22 protein-coding genes are annotated in these 22,862 nt (G+C 72.5%); 13 read left to right on the top strand and 9 right to left on the bottom strand.

What is annotated here, in order from left to right:
* The first annotated feature begins 37 nt into the window (after positions 1–37).
* From pheS to KMS84_RS20055, 4 genes are all read left to right on the top strand, one after another.
* Positions 38–1,159, top strand: a complete 1,122-nt coding sequence (pheS, locus tag KMS84_RS20070) for a phenylalanine--tRNA ligase subunit alpha (protein WP_256917730.1) — start codon at positions 38–40, stop codon at positions 1,157–1,159.
* Entirely contained in the window at positions 1,159–3,672 is a 2,514-nt protein-coding gene (gene pheT, locus KMS84_RS20065) for a phenylalanine--tRNA ligase subunit beta (protein ID WP_256917729.1), read from the top strand. Before pheS ends, pheT begins: the two co-directional genes overlap by 1 nt.
* 633 nt (positions 3,673–4,305) lie before the next feature.
* A complete protein-coding gene (locus KMS84_RS20060; RefSeq protein ID WP_256917728.1) occupies positions 4,306–5,646 on the top strand; it encodes an NsdA family TPR-like regulatory protein in 1,341 nt (446 codons plus the stop codon).
* A 123-nt stretch (positions 5,647–5,769) separates the two neighbouring features.
* The gene (locus KMS84_RS20055; protein WP_256917727.1) at positions 5,770–6,300 is read left to right on the top strand and encodes an NUDIX hydrolase; all 531 of its coding nucleotides are present in this window, start codon (positions 5,770–5,772) and stop codon (positions 6,298–6,300) included.
* A gap of 22 nt (positions 6,301–6,322) precedes the next feature.
* Here the strand turns inward: KMS84_RS20055 and KMS84_RS20050 are convergent, their stop codons facing one another.
* Both KMS84_RS20050 and KMS84_RS20045 read right to left on the bottom strand, forming a co-directional pair.
* Positions 6,323–6,580 carry a hypothetical protein gene (locus KMS84_RS20050; RefSeq protein WP_256917726.1) on the bottom strand — a complete coding sequence of 86 codons (258 nt, stop codon included), beginning with the start codon at positions 6,578–6,580 and terminating at the stop codon, positions 6,323–6,325.
* A gap of 198 nt (positions 6,581–6,778) precedes the next feature.
* Positions 6,779–7,636, bottom strand: a complete 858-nt coding sequence (locus KMS84_RS20045) for a 3-hydroxybutyryl-CoA dehydrogenase (RefSeq protein WP_256917725.1) — start codon at positions 7,634–7,636, stop codon at positions 6,779–6,781.
* A gap of 182 nt (positions 7,637–7,818) precedes the next feature.
* On the opposite strand from KMS84_RS20045, the gene KMS84_RS20040 reads away from it, so the two are divergent.
* A complete protein-coding gene (locus KMS84_RS20040; protein WP_256917724.1) occupies positions 7,819–9,072 on the top strand; it encodes a glycoside hydrolase family 10-like protein in 1,254 nt (417 codons plus the stop codon).
* On the opposite strand, the gene KMS84_RS20035 is transcribed toward KMS84_RS20040, so the two are convergent.
* Both KMS84_RS20035 and KMS84_RS20030 read right to left on the bottom strand, forming a co-directional pair.
* On the bottom strand, positions 9,069–9,272 hold the full coding sequence (locus tag KMS84_RS20035; protein WP_256917723.1) for a DUF1918 domain-containing protein: 204 nt from the start codon (positions 9,270–9,272) through the stop codon (positions 9,069–9,071). The two genes, KMS84_RS20040 and KMS84_RS20035, sit on opposite strands and share 4 nt — an antisense overlap.
* An 88-nt stretch (positions 9,273–9,360) precedes the next feature.
* Positions 9,361–10,287 (bottom strand): DMT family transporter, encoded by a 927-nt coding sequence (locus tag KMS84_RS20030; RefSeq protein ID WP_256917722.1) that lies wholly within the window; start codon positions 10,285–10,287, stop codon positions 9,361–9,363.
* Between KMS84_RS20030 and KMS84_RS20025 the strand changes: the two genes are divergently transcribed.
* The 3 genes from KMS84_RS20025 to KMS84_RS20015 all read left to right on the top strand — a co-directional run bounded on the left by KMS84_RS20025 (position 10,286) and on the right by KMS84_RS20015 (position 12,899).
* Positions 10,286–11,737, top strand: coding sequence for an aminotransferase-like domain-containing protein (locus KMS84_RS20025; RefSeq protein WP_256917721.1), 1,452 nt, complete (start codon positions 10,286–10,288; stop codon positions 11,735–11,737). The genes KMS84_RS20030 and KMS84_RS20025 overlap by 2 nt on opposite strands.
* Positions 11,738–11,763: 26 nt before the next feature.
* The gene (locus KMS84_RS20020; RefSeq protein WP_256917720.1) at positions 11,764–12,201 is read left to right on the top strand and encodes a GNAT family N-acetyltransferase; all 438 of its coding nucleotides are present in this window, start codon (positions 11,764–11,766) and stop codon (positions 12,199–12,201) included.
* A gap of 104 nt (positions 12,202–12,305) precedes the next feature.
* The gene (locus KMS84_RS20015) at positions 12,306–12,899 is read left to right on the top strand and encodes a histidine phosphatase family protein (protein ID WP_256917719.1); all 594 of its coding nucleotides are present in this window, start codon (positions 12,306–12,308) and stop codon (positions 12,897–12,899) included.
* Here the strand turns inward: KMS84_RS20015 and KMS84_RS20010 are convergent.
* Positions 12,881–13,324, bottom strand: coding sequence for a DUF6314 family protein (locus tag KMS84_RS20010; RefSeq protein ID WP_256917718.1), 444 nt, complete (start codon positions 13,322–13,324; stop codon positions 12,881–12,883). The two genes, KMS84_RS20015 and KMS84_RS20010, sit on opposite strands and share 19 nt — an antisense overlap.
* Positions 13,325–13,459: 135 nt before the next feature.
* On the opposite strand from KMS84_RS20010, the gene KMS84_RS20005 reads away from it, so the two are divergent.
* The 3 genes from KMS84_RS20005 (at position 13,460) to KMS84_RS19995 (ending at position 16,720) form a co-directional block, all read left to right on the top strand.
* Complete coding sequence (locus KMS84_RS20005; protein ID WP_256917717.1) at positions 13,460–15,943, top strand: alpha-L-arabinofuranosidase family protein; 2,484 nt, start codon at positions 13,460–13,462, stop codon at positions 15,941–15,943.
* Between the two features lie 82 nt (positions 15,944–16,025).
* Entirely contained in the window at positions 16,026–16,337 is a 312-nt protein-coding gene (locus tag KMS84_RS20000) for a hypothetical protein (RefSeq protein ID WP_256917716.1), read from the top strand.
* Positions 16,322–16,720: an MFS transporter gene (locus tag KMS84_RS19995; protein ID WP_256917715.1), complete on the top strand. Its 399-nt coding sequence runs from the start codon at positions 16,322–16,324 to the stop codon at positions 16,718–16,720. Before KMS84_RS20000 ends, KMS84_RS19995 begins: the two co-directional genes overlap by 16 nt.
* A gap of 490 nt (positions 16,721–17,210) precedes the next feature.
* Here KMS84_RS19995 and KMS84_RS19990 read toward each other — a convergent pair whose 3' ends face one another.
* Together KMS84_RS19990 and KMS84_RS19985 are read right to left on the bottom strand one after the other, a co-directional pair.
* Positions 17,211–17,864, bottom strand: coding sequence for a DUF305 domain-containing protein (locus KMS84_RS19990; protein WP_256917714.1), 654 nt, complete (start codon positions 17,862–17,864; stop codon positions 17,211–17,213).
* A 102-nt stretch (positions 17,865–17,966) separates the two neighbouring features.
* On the bottom strand, positions 17,967–18,413 hold the full coding sequence (locus tag KMS84_RS19985) for a DUF6153 family protein (protein WP_308287971.1): 447 nt from the start codon (positions 18,411–18,413) through the stop codon (positions 17,967–17,969).
* A 177-nt stretch (positions 18,414–18,590) separates the two neighbouring features.
* Between KMS84_RS19985 and KMS84_RS19980 the strand changes: the two genes are divergently transcribed.
* Together KMS84_RS19980 and KMS84_RS19975 are read left to right on the top strand one after the other, a co-directional pair.
* Positions 18,591–18,959 carry a BlaI/MecI/CopY family transcriptional regulator gene (locus KMS84_RS19980; RefSeq protein ID WP_256917712.1) on the top strand — a complete coding sequence of 123 codons (369 nt, stop codon included), beginning with the start codon at positions 18,591–18,593 and terminating at the stop codon, positions 18,957–18,959.
* On the top strand, positions 18,956–19,861 hold the full coding sequence (locus KMS84_RS19975; RefSeq protein WP_256917711.1) for a M56 family metallopeptidase: 906 nt from the start codon (positions 18,956–18,958) through the stop codon (positions 19,859–19,861). The genes KMS84_RS19980 and KMS84_RS19975 overlap by 4 nt, the downstream gene beginning before the upstream one ends.
* A 118-nt stretch (positions 19,862–19,979) precedes the next feature.
* On the opposite strand, the gene KMS84_RS19970 is transcribed toward KMS84_RS19975, so the two are convergent.
* Together KMS84_RS19970 and KMS84_RS19965 are read right to left on the bottom strand one after the other, a co-directional pair.
* The gene (locus KMS84_RS19970; RefSeq protein ID WP_256917710.1) at positions 19,980–22,289 is read right to left on the bottom strand and encodes a heavy metal translocating P-type ATPase; all 2,310 of its coding nucleotides are present in this window, start codon (positions 22,287–22,289) and stop codon (positions 19,980–19,982) included.
* A 120-nt stretch (positions 22,290–22,409) separates the two neighbouring features.
* Positions 22,410–22,712: a heavy-metal-associated domain-containing protein gene (locus KMS84_RS19965; RefSeq protein WP_256917709.1), complete on the bottom strand. Its 303-nt coding sequence runs from the start codon at positions 22,710–22,712 to the stop codon at positions 22,410–22,412.
* Between the last annotated feature and the right edge of the window lie 150 nt (positions 22,713–22,862).

Below are 22,862 nucleotides of genomic sequence, written 5' to 3'. Positions count from 1 at the left end.
GGGACCTTCAGCCAGACAATCGGAAGCACGGGAAGAGATGTCGGCACCGAATAAGTCGTACGACCCGGTAGAGGTCGAGGCCTTGAAACCGGAAGAGATCGAGCGCATGCGGGACGAGGCGCTCGCCGCCTTCGCCGCCGCGGACTCGCTCGACGCGCTCCAGGAGGCCAAGGTCGCCCACACCGGCGGCACCTCCCCGCTCGCCCTCGCCAACCGCGAGATCGGCGCCCTGCCCCCGCACGCCAAGGCCGCCGCCGGCAAGCTCGTCGGCCAGGCCCGCGGCGCCGTGAACAAGGGCCTCGCCGCCCGCCAGGAGGAGCTGGAGGCCGAGCGCGACGCACGGGTGCTGGTCGAGGAGGCGGTGGACGTCACGCTGCCCCACGACCGGGTCCCGGCCGGCGCCCGCCACCCTCTCACCACGCTCTCCGAGCGCATCGAGGACGTCTTCGTGGCCATGGGCTACGAGGTCGCCGAGGGCCCGCAGGTCGAGGCCGAGTGGTTCAACTTCGACGCGCTCAACATCGGCCCGGACCACCCGGCCCGCGGCGAGGCCGACACGTTCTTCGTGCAAGGCCCGCAGGGCGGCACCGAGTCCGGCGTCGTGCTGCGCACCCACACCTCACCGGTCCAGATCCGTTCGCTGCTCGGCCGCGAGCTGCCGGTGTACGTGATCTGCCCCGGCCGCGTGTACCGCACCGACGAGCTGGACGCCACGCACACCCCGGTCTTCCACCAGGTCGAGCTGCTCGCCGTGGACGAGGGCCTGACCATGGCCGACCTCAAGGGCACGATGGACCACATGGTCCAGTCGCTGTTCGGCGAGGGCATGAAGACCCGGCTGCGGCCGAACTTCTTCCCGTTCACCGAGCCGTCCGCCGAGATGGACATGGTGTGCTACGTCTGCCGCGGCGAGTCCGTCGGCAACCCCGACCGCCCCTGCCGCACCTGCTCCAGCGAGGGCTGGATCGAGCTCGGCGGCTGCGGCATGGTCAACCCCAAGGTGCTGGCCGCCTGCGGCGTCGACCCGGAGAAGTACAGCGGGTTCGCCTTCGGGTTCGGCATCGAGCGGATGCTGATGTTCCGCCACAACGTCGAAGACATGCGAGACATGGTCGAGGGTGACGTCCGGTTCACCCGGCCGTTCGGGATGGAGATCTGATGCGGGTCCCGCTTTCCTGGCTGCGGGAGTACGTCGACCTGCCGGCCACCGAGACCGGCCGTGACGTGCAGGCCAAGCTGGTGTCGGCCGGCCTCGAGGTCGAGACCGTCGAGCAGCTCGGAGCCGGCCTCAAGGGCCCGCTCGTCGTCGGTCGGGTGCTGACCATCGAGGAGCTCGAGGGCTTCAAGAAGCCGATCCGCTTCTGCACGGTCGACGTCGGCACGGCCAACGGCACCGGCGAGCCGCAGGAGATCGTCTGCGGCGCCCGCAACTTCGCCGTCGGCGACAAGGTCGTCGTGGTCCTGCCCGGCGCCGTGCTGCCCGGCGACTTCGCGATCGCCGCGCGCAAGACGTACGGCAAGACCTCCCACGGCATGATCTGCTCCGGCGACGAGCTGGGCATGGGCGACGACGGCAGCCACGGCATCATCGTGCTGCCGCCGGAGACCGAGGTCGGCAAGGACGCCATCGAGCTCCTCGAACTGGTCGACGAGGTCCTGGACATCGCCGTCACCGCCAACCGCGGCGACTGCCTCTCGATCCGCGGTGTGGCCCGTGAGGTTGCCATCGCCTACGGTCTGCCGCTGCGCGACCCGGCGCTGATCGACGTACCGGCGCCGAACGCCTTCGGCTACCCGGTGAAGGTCTCCGAGCCGGTCGGCTGCGACCGCTTCACCGCCCGCACCGTCACCGGTCTGAGCCCCGAGGCGCGCTCGCCTATCTGGCTGACGCGCCGGCTTCAGAAGGTCGGCATGCGTCCGATCTCGCTCGCCGTCGACGTCACCAACTACGTGATGACGGAGATCGGCCAGCCGCTGCACGCCTACGACCGCGACCTGGTCCAGGGCACGATCGGCGTGCGCCGGGCCGCGGAGGGCGAGCAGATCGTCACCCTCGACGGAGTCACCCGCAAGCTGCACGCCGAGGACCTGGTCATCACCGACGACCGCGGGCCCATCGGCCTCGCCGGCGTCATGGGCGGCGCGAACACCGAGATCGCCGACCACGACGACCCCGAGAGCCGCACGACCGACGTGGTCGTCGAGGCCGCCCACTTCGACGCGGTGTCCATCGCGCGGACGGCGCGTCGGCACAAGCTGTCCTCGGAGGCGTCCCGGCGCTTCGAGCGAGGCGTCGACCCGCAGGCCGCCGCGGCTGCCGCGCAGCGCACGGTGGACCTGCTGGTGCTGCTGGCGGGCGGCACCGCCGACGCGGGCGTCACGGAGATCATCGCCCCGTCCGCCCCGCACACGATCAGCGTCCCGGCGGACCACCCGGACAAGGTCGCGGGCGTGGTGTACGGCCGTGAGACCGTCGTGCGCCGCCTCCAGGAGATCGGCTGCGACGTCTACGGGCAGGACGAGCTGCTCGTCACCGTCCCGTCCTGGCGGCCCGACCTCGCCGAGGTCAACGACCTGGCGGAGGAGGTCATCCGCCTGGAGGGCTACGAGAACCTGCCCTCCACGCTGCCCAAGCCGCCCTCGGGCCGCGGGCTCACCCACCGCCAGCGCCTGCACCGCCGTGTCGGCCGCGCCCTGGCCGGCGCCGGGTACGTCGAGGCGCCGAACTACCCGTTCGTCAGCGAGCAGGTCTTCGACCAGCTCGGCCTGGACGCCGACGACCCGGCCCGCCGCGTCGTCAAGCTCACCAACCCGCTCAACGACGAGGAGCCCGCGCTCCGCACGTCGCTGCTGCCGGGCCTGCTGGGCGCGCTGCGGCGCAACGACGGTCGGGGTTCGCACGATCTCGCGCTCTTCGAGACCGGCCTGGTCTTCCTCCCGCGCGAGGAGCAGGGCGTCGCCGGACACCTGCCCGTCGACCGCCGTCCCACCGACGAGGAGCTGGCGTCGCTGGACGCCGTGCTGCCCGAGCAGCCGCGCCACGTCGCCGTCGTCCTCACGGGCGCCCGCGAGCAGGCCGGCTGGTGGGGCAAGGGCCGCCCGGCGGACTGGGCCGACGCGATCGAGGCCGGGCGCGCGGTCGCCCGGGAGGCCGGCGTCGAGCTGGCCGTCCGCAACGGCCGCTACGGGCCGTGGCACCCCGGTCGCTGCGCCGAGTTCGCCGTGACCGTCGACGGCGCCGAGCGCGTCGTCGGCCACGCGGGCGAGCTGCACCCCCGTGTGCTGAAGGCGCTGGGCCTGCCCGCGCGCACCTGCGCCATGGAGCTGGACCTGGACGTCCTGGAGCGGGTCGGCGACGACACGCCCCAGGCGCCGAGCATCTCCACGTTCCCGGTCGCCACCCAGGACGTGGCCCTCGTGGTCGACCGGAGCGTGCCGCACGCCGACGTCGAGGCCGCGCTGCGCGAAGGCGCGGGCGAACTGCTGGAGGGCATCCGGCTGTTCGACGTCTACGAGAACGCCGAGCAGCTCGGCGACGCCAAGAAGTCGCTGGCGTACGCGCTGCGCTTCCGCGCGCAGGACCGGACGCTGACCGTCGACGAGGCGTCGGCCGCCCGTGACGCGGCGGTCGCCCTGGCGGGCGAGCGGACCGGAGCGGCCCTGCGGGGCTGAGCCCGCGATCGCGCAGTTCCCCGCGCCCCCGAGGCCGCGGGGGGCTGCGCCCCCGCACCCCGCTGAACCGCCGTCCGGGCCGCGGCCCGTCACCAGCTGATCGCGCAGTTCCCCACGCCCCTGGGGGTTTGGGGTTGCGGGGTTGGGGGGTTGCGTTCCTGCGCCTCTCCACCGTGCTTGGGGTGGTGTGTCGGCCGCGGGCCGGTGGTGGCCGGTCGCGCAGTTCCCCGCGCCCCTGGGGGCTGGGGGTTGCGCTCCTGCGCCTTTGCATCGTGCCTGGGGTGGTGTGTCGGCCGTGGGTCGACAGGGCTGCGTTCCTGGGCTGGGGGTGATCTTTCAGGGGCGCGGGGAACTGCGCGCCCGGCCACGACGGGCCCGCGCCCGACCACGCACCCGGGACGTCCCCACTCACCCCATCCGCCCCACCCGCGGAGCGAACCCGCACCGCCGGGCCGTCGCTTTTCGAGGGGGAGCCGACGGCCCGGCGAACCTCTTGCGAGGCGGTCCAGTCAACCGGCCGTGCGGACGGGACGACAGCGCGCACGCCCCGCGAACGCGGGCTTTGCGTTCACACCCCGTGTGAAGACGGACCCACTAGTCTGACGGCACGAGGCACGGCACCGGGGGGCACCCATGCAGCCCAACACTCTGCTCGACGCGATCCTCGACGAGGCGGGCATCTCGCACGCGGGCCTCGCCGCCCACGTCAACCAGGCCGGACGGGCCCGCGGCCTCGCCCTGCGGTACGAGCACACGGCGGTGGCCCGCTGGCTCAAGGGCCAGCGGCCGCGCGGCCAGGTGCCCGACCTCATCTGCGAGGTGCTCGCGACGCGCCTGCACCGGCCGGTCACCCTCGACGACATCGGGCTCGGCGTCCCGGGCGAGCCGTCCACCCCGCACGGCGCCTCGCTCTCCGGCTTCGTGGAGCGGGCCACCGCCCTGTGGCGCTCCGACGAGCAGCAGCGCCCCCACCTCCTGGGGGCCCCCGCCGTCACCGGCACGCCGGCCGTGATGCCGGTGTGGGAGTGGGAGAACCCCCCGGAGGACGTGGACGTCTCGCGCGGCGGCCGGCACCGTGTGACCTCGGCCGACATCGAGATGCTGCGCGCCGCGCGCGCCCACTACGAGCAGATGTACCGCAAGGCGGGCGGCATCGCGACCCGCAGCCGCGTCGTCGGCTTCCTCAACGCCGAGACCGCGCCCCTGCTGCGGGGCAGCTACACGGACGAGACGGGCCGTCAACTGCACCGTGCCACCGGAGGGTTGGTGGCGGTGGCGGGCATCTGCGCCTACGACTCCGACGCGCACGGCCTCGCCCAGCGCTACTTCCACCAGGCGCTGCGCCTGGCCAAGGCCAGCGGTGACCGGGGACTGGGCGCGTACGTCATCGCCCTGCTGGTGAACCAGTCGCTGTTCATGCGGGAGTACCGGCAGGCCGTCGCGTTCGCGGAGGCGGCGCTGCGGGCGGCGGGCCGGCACATCACGCCCGCGCTCGCCTCGGACCTGTACGCGATGCAGGCCAAGGCGTACGCGCACCTCGGCGACGGCACGAGCGCCCTGTCGTGCATCCGGCGGGCCGAGACCGCCGCGGACCGCATCCGGCGCGGACACGAGCCCGACGAGACCGGCTATGTCCAGCCCGGTCTGGTCAACGTCCAGGTGGCGGAGGCGCTGCTCAGCCTCGGCGATCTCACCGCGGCCGCCGAGCACGCGACGGCCGCCGTGGGCACCCCGGCGCACGACCGCGGCCGGGTGCACCGGCTGGCCATGCTCAGCACGATCGAGCTGCGCCAGGGCAACGCCGACAAGGCGGTGGTCACCGCGGTGCGGATGGCCGAGCAGGCCCGGGGGATGGAGTCCCAGCGGCTGCGCGACAGGCTCCGGGCGGTGCGCGAGCACCTCGTGCGCAGCGGCTGCGCGGGCACGGCCGAGGCGGCCGAACTCATCGACGGAGCGCTGCGCGTCCCGCTCTAGGACGGGGCGTCACCGGGTATCCGCACGACGAGGCACGAAGGAGGCGCGGGCTCGTCCTCCGCGCCGACGCTGCATGGTTCCTGCTGCGATATTGCCACTTACTCGACGGAAGGTGGCAGAACCGTGCAGTGGACGAAACAGAACGAACAAACTGTGTATGAAAACCGCTGGTTCAGCGTCAACCTGGCAGATGTGGAGCTGCCCGACGGCCGGCACCTGGACCACTTCCTCATACGGCTGAGGCCCGTCGCCGTGGCGACCGTCGTCAACGAGGCCAACGAGGTCCTGCTGCTGTGGCGGCACCGCTTCATCACCGACAGCTGGGGCTGGGAGCTCGCCGCGGGCGTGGTCGAGGACGGCGAGGACGTCGCCCGGGCGGCCGCCCGGGAACTGGAGGAGGAGACCGGCTGGCGGCCGGGACCCCTGCGCCACCTGATGAGCGTGGAGCCGTCCAACGGGCTCACCGACGCCGTCCACCACATCTACTGGTCGGACGAGGCCCGGTACACGGGGCACCCCGTGGACGACTTCGAGTCGGACCGCCGGGAGTGGGTCTCCCTCGAGGTCGTGCCCGAACTGGTCGCCCGAGGGGAGGTCCCGGCCGCCAACATGGCGGCCGCGTTGATGCTGCTGCATCACCTGAGGCTGGGCTGAACCCGCCCGCGCCGGCCGGGCGCTAGTGTCCGAAGGCCTGCCAGGCCGTCACGGCGAGTGCGCCGACGGCGGTGAGCGCGCAGACGGCCGGCAGCGGCCAGCGGGAGTGCTCCAACGTCACGATGCGGGTGCTCAGTTCGTCGAGCTCCTTGGCGGTCTCCTCGGTGCGGTGCGTCAGCAGGGCCAGACCGCCCTCGACGCGGGCGTACGCCACGTCGAGGCGTCGCCGTAACTCCGCGAGTTCTCCATGGACGACGGGATGCTCGGAATCGGTGGTCACGTGTCCGCTCCTTTCCGTGGTCGTCTCACATCCCTTACGTGCGCATGATGAGTGAACCGGCCCGGCGGGCCCCGGGGGAGAGTGTGCGTGCGGCATATGCGGGCCCGGAGCGCACACGGCGTGTGAACGAAACGGGCCCGGCGCTCCGCGGAGCGCCGGGCCCGTGACCGGCCGGCGGGGAGGACCCTGCGACGCGGCTCAGTAGGTGTAGAAGCCCGAGCCGGTCTTGCGGCCCAGCCGGCCCGCGTCGACCATGCGCTGCAACAGCGGGGGAGCGGCGTAGAGCGGCTCCTTGTACTCCTCGTACATCGAGAACGCGACCGAGGCGACCGTGTCCAGACCGATCAGGTCGGACAGCTTCAGCGGCCCCATCGGGTGGGCGCAGCCCATCTCCATGCCGTTGTCGATGTCCTCGCGGCTGGCGATGCCCGTCTCGAACATCCGGATCGCGGACAGGAGATAGGGGATCAGCAGCGCGTTGACCACGAAGCCGGAGCGGTCCTGGGCGCGGATGGCGTGCTTGCCCAGCACCTTCTCGGCGAACAGCTGCGCCCTGCCGAGCGTGCCCTCCGACGTGGTCAGCGCCGGGATCAGCTCGACGAGCTGCTGCACGGGGGCGGGGTTGAAGAAGTGGATGCCGACGACCTGGTCGGGCCGCGAGGTGGCGACCGCCAGCTTCACCAGCGGGATGGAGGAGGTGTTGGAGGCCAGGATCGCGTCCGGGCGGGTCACCACCTGGTCGAGGACCTGGAAGATCTCCGTCTTGACCTGCTCGTTCTCGACCACGGCCTCGACGACCAGGTCGCGGTCGGCGAACTCGCCGAGGTCCGTGGTGAAGCTCAGGCGCGCCAGCGCGGCGTCCCGCTCCTCCTCGGAGATCTTGCCGCGCTCGGCGGCCTTGGCCAGGGAGTTGAGCAGCCGGGTCCGGCCGATCTCCAGGGCCTCGCCGTTGGTCTCGGCGACCTTGACGTCGAGGCCGGCGCGCGCGCAGACCTCGGCGATGCCCGCCCCCATCTGGCCGCAGCCCACCACTCCGACCCGTTCGATGTCGGTCACATCGCACCTTTCGCCGCGCTGACTCTGTTGGCTGTGGCAGGTCTGCCGGGTCCCGGACGGCCTGCTCCGATCGTGCACGTTACTAGCAAGTATCGATGATCGATCGTCGGGGTGGGGGCATGCTGGGCCCCGGAAACGATCCGTTACCGAACGGATCCGCAGAGTATGTGGGGATGTGTGCGATGGGGCGACTGACCCGGCGGGCGTTCGCGCTGGCAGCGCTGTCGGCGTTCACCACGACGGGCGCGTCGGCCGCGCCCGGACGGGAGCGGCGGGCGACCGGCGAGATGCGGGGCATGTGGCTGGCGACCGTCTCCAACCGTGACTGGCCGTCGCGGACCGGCCTGACCGCGGCCGCCCAGCGCGCCGAACTCGTCGCCCTGCTGGACGCGGCGGTGCGCAGACGGCTGAACACGGTGATCCTCCAGGTGCGGCCCACGGCCGACGCGTTGTGGCCCTCACCGTTCGAACCGTGGTCCGAGGTGCTCACCGGCGTCCAGGGCAGGGCGCCGGGCTGGGATCCGCTGGGCACGGCGGTCGCGGAGGCGCACGCCCGCGGCCTTCAGCTGCACGCCTGGTTCAACCCCTACCGGATCGCGACCCACGACGACCCCTCCCGGCTGGTCGCCGCGCACCCCGCGCGCCGGCACCCGCACTGGGTGGTGCCGTTCGGCGGGCGGCTCTACTACAACCCCGGTCTGCCCGAGGTCCGCGCCTTCGTCCAGGACGCCATCCTGGACGCGGTCGCGAAGTACCCCGTGGACGCCGTGCACTTCGACGACTACTTCTATCCGTACCCGGTCGCCGGGCAGACCTTCGACGACGACGACGCCTACGACGCCCACGGCGGCGCCTTCGCCACCAGGGCGGCCTGGCGGCGCGACAACGTCGACCGGCTGGTGCTGGAGACGGCCGCCCGCATCAGGGCCACCCGGCCCGGGACCCAGTTCGGGATCAGCCCCTTCGGCGTGTGGCGCAACGCCTCCACCGACTCGCGCGGCTCCGACACCCGGGCCCTTCAGTCGTACGACGACATCCACGCCGACACGCGCAAGTGGGTGAAGGAGGGCTGGATCGACTACGTCGTTCCGCAGCTCTACTGGAACATCGGGCTGTCGGTCGCCGACTACGCGAAGCTGGTGCCCTGGTGGGCGGACGTGGCGAAGGGCAGCCGCACCCGGCTGTACATCGGCGAGGCCCTGTACCGGGCGGGCGACCCGACGCAGTCCGCCGCCTGGCAGGACCCGGCCGAACTGTCGGCCCACCTCGACCTGGCCGCCGCGCGTCCCGAGGTGCGCGGGCACGTCTTCTTCGCGGCCCAGGACGTGAGGAAGGACCGGATCGGAGCGATGGCCAGGGTGGTCGCCGACCACTACGGACAGCCGGCCGACCCCCCGCGCCGCGCCCGCCGGTGGGAAACGGGCGCCTTCGGCTAGGGCCGCCGTTCCCCGGAGGTGCGGTGGCGGATCTCGGTGTCGGGGCCGGGCGAGCAGACGCCCTCGTGCCCGTCCTCGAAGCGGACGCGGTACGGGGGGTCGCCGCCCTGGCCCAGTACCTCGACGATCTCGCCGACCTTGTCGTGTTGCCCGACCACCCTGCCGTGCTGGACAAGCTGGTCGCCCGTGGTTGCGCGCATGGGGAGCCTCCTCACCCGTACCGGCGGTCCGTCCCGCCGGGTCGTCGCCGCCCTCGCGCACCGCGCGTGCGTCGCGGGCGGCCCCTGGTCAGCCGCGCGCCCGCTGGGTGACGGCGATGCAGACGACGACGGCCGCGGCCGTCAGCGGCGCGGCGGGCGTGAGCTGCTCGCCCAGCAGCAGCACCGACCACACCAGTGTGAGCAGCGGCTGCGCCAACTGCAACTGGCTGGCCCGGGGGACGCCGATGGCCGCCATGCCCCGGTACCAGACGACCAGTCCGAGGAACTGGGAACCGGCGGCGACCCACAGCAGTCCGGCCACGCTGTGCGCGGTGAGGTGGACGGGTTCGAGGGCGAGGGCGAGGGCTGCGGCCGGCACGGTGAGCGGCAGGCAGAGCACCAGCGCCCAGCCGATGACCTGCCAGCCCGGCATGACCCGGGCCAGCCTGCCGCCCTCCGTGTAGCCGGCCGCGCACACCAGCAGCGCCCCGAACAGGTAGAGGTCGGCGCTGGTCAGGGCCCCGCCGCTCTGCTGCACGGTGAACGCCGCCACCGCGGCGGCGCCGGCCAGGGCCGCGGCCCAGAACGCGCGGGACGGGCGCGCGCCCGTGCGCAGGGCGGACAGCAGCGCGGTCGTCAGCGGGAGCAGGCCCACCACGACGGCCGCGTGCGCGGTCGTGGACGTCCGCAGTGCGAGCGTGGTCAGCAGCGGGAACCCGACGACGACCCCGCCGGCGACGACGGCCAGCCCCGCCCAGTGCCGCCGGTCGGGCGGGCCGATCCTCAGCGCGAGCAGACACGCCCCGGCGATCAGCGCGGCCAGGACGCTGCGCACCGCCACCAGCGCCCAGGGGCCGAAGCCCTCCAGGCCCCAGGCGGTGGCGGGGAAGGTCAGCGAGAAGGCGACGACACCGAGGGCGGCCTGGAGAGTGCCGGGGCCGCCGCGCCGGTCGGTGGGGCCCGGGATGCTGACCGCTATCGCGGATGATGCGATAGCGCTACTCTGTGTCTTCATGCAAGAGCGTAGCAGCGTGGCTGAACTGGCGGAACAGCTGCGTCGGGAGTTCGACCGCTACTCACCTGGTGGGAAACTGCCGTCGAGTCGGGCCCTGGTCGAGAGGTACCGGGTGAGCCCGGTGACCGTGTCGCGGGCGCTGGCGCACCTGGCCGCCGAGGGGCTCGTGGTCACCCGCCCCGGCGCGGGCGCCTTCCGGGCCCGGCCGTCGCGCACCTCCGCCCCCGCCGGAGACACGTCCTGGCAGGAGGTGTCGCTGAGCGCGGACGGCGCGGGCGACCTCGTCCCGCGCTCGGTCGACGCCTCGGGCGTCACGGTCTCGCTGTCCGCCCCGCCGCCCGGAGTGATCGAGTTCAACGGCGGCTACCTCCACCCTTCGTTGCAGCCGGAGCGGGCCATGGCCGCGGCCCTGGCCCGGGCGGGTCGCCGGCCCGGCGCCTGGGGGCGCCCGCCGATGGAGGGGCTGCCGGAACTGCGCGCGTGGTTCGCACGCACCGTGGGCGGGCCGGTCACCGCGGCCGAGGTGCTGGTCAGCGGCGGTGGCCAGGCCTCGCTGACCACCGCCCTGCGCGCCCTGGCCCCGCTCGGCGCGCCGGTGCTGGTGGAGTCCCCGACGTACCCCGGCATGCTCGCGATCGCCCGGTCGGCGGGGCTGCGGCCCGTCCCGGTCCCGGTCGACCCGGACGGCGTCCGACCGGAACTGCTCGCCGACGCGTTCCGGGCGAGCGGCGCCCGCGTCTTCGTCTGCCAGCCGCTGTTCCAGAATCCGACCGGGGCCGTCCTGGCCGCCGGCCGGCGGGCCGAGGTGCTGCGCATCGCCCGGGAGGCGGGCGCGTTCGTGGTGGAGGACGACTTCGTGCGCCGGCTCGCGCACGAGGACGCCGGCCCCCTGCCGCGTCCGCTGGCCGCCGAGGACCCCGACGGCGTCGTGGTCCACGTGGGGTCGCTGACCAAGGCGACCTCGCCCAGCTTCCGGGTCAGCGCCCTGGTCGCCCGCGGCCCGGTACTGGAGCGGCTGCGCGCCATCCAGGTCGTCGACAGCTTCTTCGTGCCCCGCCCGTTGCAGGAGGCGGCCCTCGAACTGGTCGGCTCACCGGCGTGGCCGCGCCATCTGCGCTCCGTGGCGGCCGAGCTGAGAGCCCGGCGCGACGCGATGAGCGCGGCGCTGCGGCTGCGCCTGCCCCGGCTGGCGCTGCCGCACATCCCGTCCGGCGGCTACCACCTGTGGCTGCGGCTGCCCGACGGCACGGACGAGGCGGCCTTCGCCGCCGCCGCGCTGCGCGCCGGCGTCGCCCTCAACCCAGGCCGGCCCTACTTCAGCGCCGAACCCCCCGCCGCGCACGTCCGGCTGAGCTTCGCCGCCGTCGCCGGGACGCAGGAGATCGCCGAGGGCGTGCGGCGGCTGGAGGCCGCGTGCGAGGAGGCGCTGCCCGCAAACCGTTCGACATGACGCCCACTCGCTGTGAGGATCCCGCCATGACCGACATACCCGGCCTCCCGGAGGGCTACGAGATCTCCGCCGACCCCGCCCGCGTCGACGTCGGGCGCGTGCACCGCTGGCTCTCGGCCGACGCGTACTGGGCGATCGGGCGGACCCTGGACACGCAGGAGCGGGCGATCGCCGGCTCACTGAACTTCGGGGTGTACGACACGGCCTCCGGTGAACAGGTGGCCTGCGCCCGGGTCGTGACCGACCTGGCCACCTTCGCCTGGCTGTGCGACGTGTACGTGGACCCCGCGGTACGCGGCAAGGGGATCGGCACCGCGCTGGCCGAGGCGGCGCGCGACCACCTCGCGCCGTACGGGCTGCGCCGCATCCTGCTCGCCACGCACGACGCGCACGGCGTGTACGAGAAGGCCGGATTCCGGCCGCTCGCCGCGCCCGAGCAATGGATGGCGCTCGTTTTCGAGTGACTTGCCCTGTCGTGTCCAGACCTTCCGACAAGGTTTGGCGCAGTCGTGACAACCACCAGGTAACGCCTCTTGACCTGCGCACTTCGGCGGCTCACCATCGCCGCATGCCACTTCGGGTCACGTTCGTCGCCGCCGCTCGCAGCTCCGCGCTGCTCGCGGAGCGCTTCGAGGACGACCGCCCGCTCGACCAGGCGGGCTGGGACGAGGTGCAGCGGGCGGTCCCCGACCTCCTGCCGCTGGCCGCTGCCGGTCTGCGGTACTGCTCGCCCACGCCGCGCAGCCGTGCGACCGGCGACGCCCTCGGGTACGCGCCGCTGGTGCAGCTCGCGCTGCGCGACTGCGACATGGGCCGCTGGCGGGGTCTCACGCTCGGCGAGGCGATGGCCCGTGAACCGCAGGCGGTGGACGCCTGGCTGGCCGACCCGCTGGCGACGCCGCACGGCGGCGAGTCCCTGCTGGACTTCATCACGCGGGTGGGGGACTGGCTCGACACCCGGCCCGTCGGCGACGGCGACAAGATCGTCGCGGTCGCCGAGCCGAGCGTGATCCGCGCGGCCGTGGTCTACGCGCTCAAGGCGCCCCCGGCGACGTACTGGAACATCGACGTGCGCCCCCTGTCGGCGACCACCGTCACCGGCCGGGGCGGGCGCTGGAACCTGCGCTTCGAAGGCGTGCCGGTTCAGCCGACGCGTGTGTAGTCGGTCCTGAGCAGCAGGTCCTTGGCCGGGCCGGCCACCCGCCACACCGTCCGCCAGCGGTCCGCGTCCGAGACGGTGTACTCGCCCCGGTAGAGGTCCGCCGCGCAGGGATGGTCGGCGGTGTGCTGGCCGGTCCTCAGGTCCACGTCGTGGAAGGGACGCCCGTCGGCGAACCGGACGTCCGCCGCGCCGGGCGTCGCCGCCGGCAGGAAGCGCAGCGTGCGCTCGGCGGGCCGGGCGACGCCCCGCCAGGCGAACGTGCCGCTCTCCCGGTGCAGCAGACCGCCCCCGTCGAGCGGTGAGAAGACGGTCGTGCCCGTGAACGTGCCCGTGTCCCCGCTCGCGAGGTCGTGCACGGACCGCTCCGTGCGCCAGGTCCCGGACAGATGCGCCAGCACGTCGGACACCGGCCAGAACTCGCCCATCGTGCGTCCCTCCCGAAACTTCCGCTGCCGCGCGACCCATTGACGCTCATCGGCCCCCTCCCTATCTTGCCGTTCGAAGTGCTGATCAATGTCCGGCATGTCGAACATTCGTGTACGCAGAGCTTCGGAGCATCCATGTCACGCAGCACCACCCGACTGGGACTCGGTCTCGGGGCGAGCGCCTTCCTGCTGACCGCGGGACTGGTCCCGGCCCCCGCCCGGGCCGCCGACCCCACCGACTACACCCTCACCGTCGACCCCGCCGCCAGGGGCGCGACGATCGACGACACGATGTACGGCGTCTTCTTCGAGGACATCAACCGGGCGGCCGACGGCGGTCTGTACGCCGAACTCGTGCAGAACCGGTCCTTCGAGTACGCCCCGGACGACAACCGCTCGTACACCCCGCTGACCTCCTGGACGGTCGACGGCAGCGCCCAGGTCCTCGGCGACGCGGGACGCCTGAACGAGCGCAACCGCTCCTACCTCTCCCTGGGCGCCGGGTCGTCCGTCACCAACTCCGGGTACAACACCGGCGTCCGGGTCGAGCAGGGCAGGAAGTACGACTTCTCGGTCTGGGCCCGCGCCGAGGGCGGCAGCACGCTCACCGTGAGCCTGGAGGACGCCGACGGCACGCTCGCCACGGCCCGCAGGGTGGCCGTGCGGACGAAGGGCTGGGCACGGTACCGGGCGACCTTCACCGCCGCCCGCACCAGCAGCGTCGGACGGCTGAGGGTCGCCTCCTCCGGCGCGGCCGCCCTCGACATGGTCTCCCTGTTCCCCCGCGACACCTACAGGCACGAGCCCAACGGCCTGCGCAAGGACCTCGCCGAGAAGATCGCCGCCCTGAAACCGGGCTTCGTCCGCTTCCCCGGCGGCTGCCTGGTCAACACCGGCTCGATGCAGGACTACAGCGAGGCCTCGAACTGGCAGCGCGCCCGCTCCTACCAGTGGAAGGACACGATCGGCCCCGTCGAGCAGCGGGCGACCAACGCCAACTTCTGGGGCTACAACCAGAGTTACGGCCTCGGCTACTACGAGTACTTCCGCCTCGCCGAGGACGTCGGCGCGATGCCGCTGCCCGTGGTGCCGGCCCTGGTGACCGGCTGCGGCCAGAACCGGGCGGTCGTGGACGACGCGCTGCTCGCGCGGCACGTCCAGGACACCCTCGACCTGATCGAGTTCGCCAACGGGCCGGTGACCTCCACTTGGGGCGCGAAGCGCGCCCGGATGGGCCACCCCCGCCCCTTCCGCCTGACGCACATCGAGGTCGGCAACGAGGAGAACCTCCCCGCCGAGTTCTTCGCCCGCTTCGAGGAGTTCCGCGCCGCGATCGAGGCGAAGTACCCGGACGTCACCGTCATCTCCAACTCCGGCCCGGACGACTCCGGTCCGACCTTCGACGCGGCCTGGCAGCTCAACCGGGACGCCGGCGTCGACATGGTCGACGAGCACTACTACAACAGCCCGCAGTGGTTCCTTCAGAACAACGACCGCTACGACTCCTACGACCGCGGCGGCCCCAAGGTGTTCCTGGGCGAGTACGCCTCCCAGGGCAACGCCTTCAAGAACGGACTGGCCGAGGCCGCGTACATGACCGGCCTGGAGCGCAACGCCGACGTCGTCGAGCTCGCCTCCTACGCGCCGCTCTTCGCCAACGAGGACTATGTGCAGTGGCGGCCGGACCTGGTGTGGTTCAACAACCACGCCTCCTGGAACTCGGCCAACTACGAGGTGCAGAAGCTGTTCATGACCAACGTGGGCGACCGCGTGGTCCCGTCCACGGCCACCGGCACCCCGTCCCTCCAGGGGCCGATCGCCGGGGCCGTCGGCCTCTCCACCTGGGCCACCGGCGCGGCCTACGACGACGTCCGGGTGACCGGCGCGGACGGCGCCACCCTGCTGAGCGACGACTTCTCCGGCGACGCGGCGCAGTGGACGCACACCGGCGGCGGCAGCTGGTCGCTCCAGGACGGGCAGTACGTGCAGAGCGACACCGCCGCCGAGAACACCATGGTCTCGGCCGGTGACCCCGCCTGGCACGACTACGACCTGCGGGTGAAGGCCACCAAGAAGTCGGGCAAGGAGGGCTTCCTGATCGCCTTCGGCGTCAAGGACACCGGCACCTACTACTGGTGGAACCTGGGCGGCTGGAACAACACCCGGTCGGCGGTCGAGCAGGCCGTGGACGGCGGCAAGTCGACGCTGATCTCCCAGGCCGGTTCCGTGGAGACGGGCCGCGCCTACGACGTCCACGTCAAGGTGCGGGGCCGCCAGGTCACGCTCTACCTCGACGGCCAGGAGTGGGGCGGCTTCACCGACGACAAGCCCGCCGAGCCGTTCCGCCAGGTCGTGACCCGGGACGAGAAGAGCGGCGACCTGATCGTCAAGGTCGTCAACGCCCAGTCCTCCGAGGCGCGCACGGCGATCGACCTGGGCCGGGCGAAGGTCGCGTCCAGGGCCCGGGTGACCACGCTGACGGCCGCGCCGGACGCGGTCAACTCGGAGACGGCGACCGCGGTCGCGCCGGTGACCTCGACGTTCACCGGGGTCGCGCGGAAGTTCACGTACACCTTCCCGGCGAACTCGGTCACCTTCCTGCGGATCGGGCGGAAGTAGCCGCCCCGGCGGGCGGGCGGGGGCGACCGCCGCCCCGCCCGCCCGACGGCCTGCTCCGTGCGTCCCGGACCCGGACGAGCGAATGATCGCGGTCGCCCTGTACGGTGCGTTCGTCGCCGTCGAGCGTGCCGGCCGGAGCCCGCTGATGGACCTGCGGATGTTCACCCGGCGGCCGGTGGTGGCCGGCGCGTTCCTGATGCTGATCGCCACGGCGCTGCTGATCGCGTTCTTCTTCCTGGGCTCGGTATACCTCCAGCACGTACGCGGCTTCAGCCCGTTGAAGACCGGCCTGGTGTTCCTGCCGGTGGCCGCGGCCACCGGCATCGGCGCCCACCTCGGTCGCGGCTGGTCGGCCGGATCGGCAGCCGACCCACCGCGGTGGCGGGCCTGCTGATCGCGGCCGCGGGGACCGTGCCGCTGGCCCGGCTCTCGGCGGACACCGACGTGTACACCGGGCTGCTGCCCTGTCTGGTGATCGCCACCTTCGGCATCGGCGCTGTCTTCGTCACGGCCACCACCACCGCGCTGGCCATGGTCGGCCACGAGGGGGCCGGGCTCGCCTCGGGCGTCGTCAACACCTTCCACGAGGTGGGCGGCTCGATCGGCGTGGCCGTGATGTCCACCGTCGCCGCAGCCGGTATCGAGCGGGGAGCGATCGACGGATTCGCGGACGCCTTCACACTGAGTGCCGCCGCGGCCGCCGCGAGCACACTGGCGGCCCTGTTTCTCGTACCGCGAGGAAAGCCGCAGACGACCGGCGGCCCGCACGTGCACTGAGAAGACGTGAAGGCGGGTGGCCTCGCCCTGCGTTTCGTCCTGCCGATCGCTGCTGCTGCTCTGGGTCGGGGTCGTGCACACCCTGGGTCATGCGGGTGCGCACGACGGCTTGGCGGCTTCCTGAGGGCGTGCACCACTCGATTCACGTCACGCCCGTCGCCGATGACGAGGCCGTCCACGTCCCTGCGGACGCGCGCGCCGTCGACGCGCCAGATACTCCTCCGCACGCCGGCCCGATCACCGACGAGCGCCTCTTCGACTGCCTGGCGCTGCTGCCCGCCGGATCCTGGGTCGCTGCGCCACACGGTGCCGCGGTGTGCGGCGACGACTCGGGCCTCGCTGTGTCGAGACTCGGCCCGACGCCGGGATCCGCCAAGGACGCGAGGAAGGCCGCAAGGCCGGGGCAGGAGGGGGGTGGGGGCGCGACCGCCCGGGCTGCGCGGCGGGCGCGCCGTGAGGCCCGGGCGGTCGGTCGGGCAGGTGAGCCGGCTCAGAACCGGTCGAGGATGCTCTGAAGCTGCTTCACCTCGGCGGACTGGCCCGTGACGATGTCGCCGGCCATCGTCTTGGCGTCGGCGTTCTTGCCGTTCTTCTGCTCGTCCTTGGCCATGGCGATCGCGCCGTTGTGATGGTCGATCATCATCTGGGCGAACATCTTGTCGAACTCGGCGCCCTTCATGCCCTTGAGTTCGGCCATGTCCTCGTGGGACATCATCCCGTTCGTGTTCATGCTGCCGTGGTCCATGCCGGGCATGGACTCCATGGCCGTCGGCTGGTTCCAGGACGTGAGCCAGCCCTTCATCGTCGTGATCTCGGGGTCCTGGGCCTGCTCGATCTTCCCGGCGAGGTCCTTGATCTCCGAGTCGGACGCCCGGCCGTCGGCCAGCTTGGCCATCTCCAGGGCCTGCTCGTGGTGCGGGATCATCATCTGCGCGAAGGTGACGTCCGCGTTGTCGAAGTCCCCGGACTTGGCTCCGGCCTCGGTGGTGGCGGCAGAGGAACTGCTGCCGCCGTGGTCCATGCCGGCCATGTCGTCGCCGTCGCCGCCACAGGCGGACAGCAGCAGGGCTCCCGCCGCCACGACGCTGACGGCGGCGATGCGGCGGGTGGACTCGAGGTGCAGGGTGCGCGTGAAGGCAGTCATGGTCGATTCACCTTGTGTGTCGGTTCTTACAGGTCATCGGCTGTTTCGGCGTACGCGAGACCGCGGGGTCGCGCGTGGTGCGCGCCCGCGGGGCGTTCCGGCCTACAGCCGCAGGACCGACAACCGGGTGAGATCTGGGCCGCGTGGCGGCGGGTTGGGTCGCAGCAGGACAGGAGCCTGGGCGAGGAGGTTCGACAACCAGTCGGGGCGGCGAGACAGCGCCGCACGCAGCAACGCAGCAAGCACCCAGGCGCCGAGCAGCACGGCCAGGCACAGCGACATCATGTCCATCGCCGTGGCCGGCATGTGCGGGGACGAGGAGTGCGAGGGGGCCGTTGCCCGGCTCTCGTCATCCATCGATGCCCAAGCCTTGGCGGGCTCATGACCTGACGGGGCGGCCGCGTCCATCGGGGCCGCCGACGCGTGGGACGCGTCGCTCATCCCGACGCCGGACGAATCCCCGGGATGGCCCACGGTGTGCATGACGAACACCCCGAGTGCGAGCACGACGACGAGCAGCAGGTGCCCGAGGGCGCCTCCTGTTCGCACATGCCGGCTCACGTTCATCACGGACCTCCGCGCCCGACAGTACCGAAGCGGAGGAGGCCATGCCGCGAGGGGCGGGCATCCGGCTGACTTCTCAGCTGATCGGCAGGAAAGCCGCCCTCTAGGATGAACGTTCACTGGTTCCGGAAGTCCCCTGCTCCGGAGGCGAAGGGAGCGGTCGTGCGTCAGCTGGGTGAGCTGGAGGCGGAGATCATGGACCGCCTGTGGACCTGGGGGCGTCCGGCCACCGCCCGTGACGTGCTGACGGACATCAACAAGCAGCGCCACCTCGCGTACAGCACGGTCAAGACAGTGGCCGACGTCCTGTACCGCAAGGGCCTGCTCACGCGGCACAAGGAGGGCCGGGCCTGGGTTTACACGCCCACGCGCACGCGTCAGCAGTACACCGCCTCCCTGATGCACGAGGTACTCGGCGGCAACCCGGACCCGGCGGGTGCCCTGGCGAGTTTCGTGGAGCAGATCTCACCCGAGGAAGCGGACGCACTACGCTCGGCCCTCCGGGCGGCAAAGAGGCGGAGCGAGACATGATCGAGGCCGTGGCGCTGGCCGCGTATGCGGCCCTGGTGAGCGCCGCGGCACCACCCCTGCTGGCTCGCGCGCGCTGGGCTCACCGCGCCCCGGCCACGGCGGTCCTCGCCTGGCTGGGCCTCATGGTGACGTTCGTCATCACCGTCGCGCTGGCCGTCTACCACCTGGGCCTCGGCGAGCAGCATGCGCACGACGGGTTCGCGGGGCTCCTCAGCGCGTGCGGTCTGGTCGCCGGCGCGCCCGCGGGCGACGGGCCCCTCATCTTCGGCGACGTCCTGGTGTTCGCGGCGCCCGTCGCGGTCGTCCTGCTGCCGACGGGCTGGCTGGTCCGCTGCGTCCGGCAGGTACGGCGTGCTCGCCGACGCCAGCTCGACATGCTCGCGCTGGTCGGCGAACCGGCGCCCGAGTACGGCGCCACGATCGTCGACTACGGGGTTCCGGCCGTGTACTGCCTGCCGGGCCGCCGCTCTCATGTGGTCGTCACCCGGGCGGCACTGGACGTCCTGTCCGAGAGCCAACTCAAGGCGGTCCTGGAGCACGAGCGCGCCCACATCGCCGGCAGACACCACCTGCTGGCGGTGCTCGTCGACGCGTTCTCCCGCGCGTTCCCCGGCCTTCCGCTGGCCCGGCACGCCAAGGAGCAGACGAACCTGCTGCTGGAGATGATCGCGGACGACCACGCCCTGCGGCTCCACCCCAGGGAGACCCTGGCAGCCGCGATATGCGAGGTCGCGGCGGGCCGGGCGCCGCGAGCGGCCCTGGGCGCCGGCGGATCGGGAGCCCTGGTCCGACTGCACCGCGTCCTGACTCCTCAGCCCCGGCCGCACCGTGCGACGTGGTGGGGCATCGTGGTGGCCACGGTCGTAGCTCCGCTGGTGCCCCTGGTGGCGTGCGGGACCTGAGCAACCGGGCGACTGGGGGCCGCGCGGGTGATCATCGCCGAACTCCCCGACGCACGGGACCACGGCGAGGCGCCCGGCCGGAAGGCCGGGCGCCTCGCGTTCAGGGACGTCGCTGCGCCTACTTGAAAGACCGCAGTCGCAGGCTGTTCGTCACGACGAAGACCGACGAGAAGGCCATCGCGGCGCCCGCGATCATCGGGTTGAGGAGGCCGGCGGCGGCCAGTGGCAGTGCGGCGACGTTGTAGCCGAAGGCCCAGAAGAGGTTGCCCTTGATGGTGGCCAGGGTCTTGCGGGAGAGCCGGATCGCGTCCGCCGCCACCCGCAGGTCGCCGCGTACGAGAGTGAGGTCGCCCGCCTCGATCGCCGCGTCCGTGCCGGTGCCCATCGCCAGGCCCAGGTCGGCGGTGGCGAGGGCGGCCGCGTCGTTGACGCCGTCGCCGACCATCGCGACCGTACGGCCCTCGGCCTGAAGCCGCTTGACGACGTCCACCTTGTCCTGCGGCAGGACCTCGGCGATCACCTCGTCGATGCCGACGCTGCGGGCGACGGACTCGGCGACGAGACGGTTGTCACCGGTCAGCAGCACGGGCTTCAGCCCGAGCTTGCGCAGTTCGGCCACCGCCTCGGCGCTGGTCTCCTTGACCGCGTCGGCGACGGTGAGGACGCCGCGCGCCTCGCCGTCCCAGGCGACGGCGACCGCTGTACGACCCTCGGCCTCCGCCGCGGCCTTGGCCTCGGCCAGCTCACGCGGCAGCTCGATGACCCTCTCCCCCTCTCGGCTTCGCTCGAGCGGGGGGACCCCCATCGCCAGGAACTTCTCGCGTCCGACGAGCACCGCGTGTCCGTCGACCACGCCCCGGACGCCCAGTCCGGCGACGTTGTCGAAGCCCTCCGGGACGGGCAGGCTCCCGGCCCGCTCCACGGCCCCGGCCGCGATGGCCCGGGCGATCGGGTGCTCCGAGGCCTGCTCCAACGCGCCCGCCAGGCGGAGCAGTTCGCCCTCGTCGACCCCTTCGGCGACGTACACGTCCTGGAGGGCCATCCGGCCCGTGGTGACCGTGCCGGTCTTGTCCAGGACGACGGTGTCGACGCGCCGGGTGGACTCCAGGACCTCGGGGCCCTTGATGAGGATGCCGAGCTGGGCTCCGCGGCCGGTTCCCACCATGAGGGCGGTCGGCGTGGCCAGCCCCAGCGCGCACGGGCAGGCGATGATCAGGACGGCGACGGCGGCCGTGAAGGCGGCGGCCGCGTCACCCGTGACGCCGAGCCAGCCGCCCAGCGTGGCCGCGGCGATCAGAAGCACCACCGGCACGAAGATCCCGGAGATCCGGTCGGCGAGCCGCTGTACCTCGGCCTTGCCGTTCTGCGCCTCCTCCACCAGCTTCGCCATCCGCGCGAGCTGGGTGTCGGCGCCCACGCGTGTCGCCTCGACGACCAGCCGCCCACCGGCGTTCACGGTCGCCCCGGTCACCGCGTCGCCGACGCTCACGTCCACCGGGACGGACTCGCCGGTCAGCATGGAGGCGTCCACCGCCGACGCGCCTTCGACGACATTCCCGTCGGTCGCGATCTTCTCGCCGGGCCGTACGACGAACCGGTCCCCGAGGGCCAACTGCCCCACCGGGACGCGTACTTCCGTGCCCCCTCGCAGTACGGAGACGTCCTTGGCGCCCAGCTCCAGCAGCGCCCGCAGCGCCGCGCCCGCCTTGCGCTTGGACTTCGCCTCCAGATAGCGCCCGGCGAGGATGAACGTCGTCACGCCGGCCGCGGCCTCCAGGTAGATGGAGGAGGAGCCGTCCGAACGGGAGATGGTGAACTCGAAGCCGTGCCGCATGCCGGGCATCCCGGCGTGCCCGAAGAACAGGGCCCACAGTGACCAGCCGAGCGCGGCGAGGGTGCCGATGGACACCAGCGTGTCCATGGTCGCGGCACCGTGCCGGGCGTTGGTGAAGGCGGCCTTGTGGAAGGGGAACGCTCCCCAGACGACGACCGGCGCGGCCAGCGTCAGCGACAGCCACTGCCAGTTGTCGAACTGCAGGGCGGGGACCATCGCCATCAGCACGACGGGGACGGACAGGGCCAGCGACACGAACAGCCGCTGCCGCAGGGCGAACAGCTCACCGTCCGCCGTCGGGACCTCGTCCTGTGCCCGCTCCTCGGTGGTCGGGGGCGGTGGTTCCTCGGCGGTGTATCCGGTCTTCTCGACGGTGGCGATGAGGTCGGCGACCTCGATGCCCTCCGGGTACGTGACCTTCGCCTTCTCGGTGGCGAAGTTGACGGTCGCCGTGACGCCGTCCAAGCGGTTGAGTTTCCTCTCGATGCGGGCGGCGCACGAGGCGCACGTCATGCCGCCGATGGAGAGCTCGACCTGGGAGGCGGGCGCCGGCACCGTGCCGGGCAGCGTCTTCTCGGGAGCCGTGCTGGTCATTGCGTGTCTCCTACGGGAGGCCGGGACGCACGGCGTCCGTATCAGCGGAGCGGTGCGTCCCGGCGTGGGAGTGAATGCGCGTCGTGCGTGTCCACGGGGAAGGCGTCCCCGCAGCTGCCGTCAGGCGCGGCCGACGAGCTCGTAGCCGGCCTCGTCGACGGCGGCGCGGACGGCCTCCTCGTCGAGCGGAGCGGCGGAGGTGACGGTGACCTCGCCCGTCTTGGCGACGGCCTTCACGGCGCTGACGCCGGCCAGAGCTGATATCTCCTGAGAGACCGCGCCCTCGCAGTGCCCGCAGGTCATGCCGGACACCTGGTAGACGGTGGTGACGCCGAGGCTCTGGACGTCGGTGGTGGTGTCGGAGCCACAGGAACCGCCGGACCCGCAGCAGGAGCCGGTGCTGGTGTTCGTCTGGGAGGTCATGAGTGCTTCCTCGGGGTGTGGATGCGTGGGGCTGCCGTCGGGAGGACCTGGTTCCCGGTCGTCCCGACGATGAGAACAATATACCCCCCAGGGGTATTCCAGGCGTGTGACGCGGCCCACGGTGGATCGTCACACGGACGCCCCCGTGCC

Origin of the sequence: Streptomyces hilarionis (assembly GCF_024539675.1) — a bacterium.
Lineage (GTDB): Bacteria > Actinomycetota > Actinomycetes > Streptomycetales > Streptomycetaceae > Streptomyces > Streptomyces hilarionis.
Note: the sequence above shows the minus strand (reverse complement) of the source record. Positions and strands in the feature narration are given on the sequence as shown.

Bases quoted from the DNA above. Each gene is read 5' to 3' on its own strand.
- KMS84_RS20060 (WP_256917728.1), top strand. From the start codon at position 4,306: ATGCAGCCCAACACTCTGCTCGACGCGATCCTCGACGAGGCGGGCATC.
- pheS (WP_256917730.1), top strand. From the start codon at position 38: ATGTCGGCACCGAATAAGTCGTACGACCCGGTAGAGGTCGAGGCCTTG.
- KMS84_RS19970 (WP_256917710.1), bottom strand. From the start codon at position 22,289: ATGACCAGCACGGCTCCCGAGAAGACGCTGCCCGGCACGGTGCCGGCG.
- KMS84_RS20005 (WP_256917717.1), top strand. From the start codon at position 13,460: ATGTCACGCAGCACCACCCGACTGGGACTCGGTCTCGGGGCGAGCGCC.
- KMS84_RS20020 (WP_256917720.1), top strand. From the start codon at position 11,764: ATGACCGACATACCCGGCCTCCCGGAGGGCTACGAGATCTCCGCCGAC.
- KMS84_RS20030 (WP_256917722.1), bottom strand. From the start codon at position 10,287: ATGAAGACACAGAGTAGCGCTATCGCATCATCCGCGATAGCGGTCAGC.
- KMS84_RS19990 (WP_256917714.1), bottom strand. From the start codon at position 17,864: ATGACTGCCTTCACGCGCACCCTGCACCTCGAGTCCACCCGCCGCATC.
- KMS84_RS19965 (WP_256917709.1), bottom strand. From the start codon at position 22,712: ATGACCTCCCAGACGAACACCAGCACCGGCTCCTGCTGCGGGTCCGGC.
- KMS84_RS20035 (WP_256917723.1), bottom strand. From the start codon at position 9,272: ATGCGCGCAACCACGGGCGACCAGCTTGTCCAGCACGGCAGGGTGGTC.
- KMS84_RS20025 (WP_256917721.1), top strand. From the start codon at position 10,286: ATGCAAGAGCGTAGCAGCGTGGCTGAACTGGCGGAACAGCTGCGTCGG.
- KMS84_RS19975 (WP_256917711.1), top strand. From the start codon at position 18,956: ATGATCGAGGCCGTGGCGCTGGCCGCGTATGCGGCCCTGGTGAGCGCC.
- KMS84_RS20010 (WP_256917718.1), bottom strand. From the start codon at position 13,324: ATGGGCGAGTTCTGGCCGGTGTCCGACGTGCTGGCGCATCTGTCCGGG.
- KMS84_RS20000 (WP_256917716.1), top strand. From the start codon at position 16,026: ATGATCGCGGTCGCCCTGTACGGTGCGTTCGTCGCCGTCGAGCGTGCC.
- pheT (WP_256917729.1), top strand. From the start codon at position 1,159: ATGCGGGTCCCGCTTTCCTGGCTGCGGGAGTACGTCGACCTGCCGGCC.
- KMS84_RS20015 (WP_256917719.1), top strand. From the start codon at position 12,306: ATGCCACTTCGGGTCACGTTCGTCGCCGCCGCTCGCAGCTCCGCGCTG.
- KMS84_RS20040 (WP_256917724.1), top strand. From the start codon at position 7,819: ATGGGGCGACTGACCCGGCGGGCGTTCGCGCTGGCAGCGCTGTCGGCG.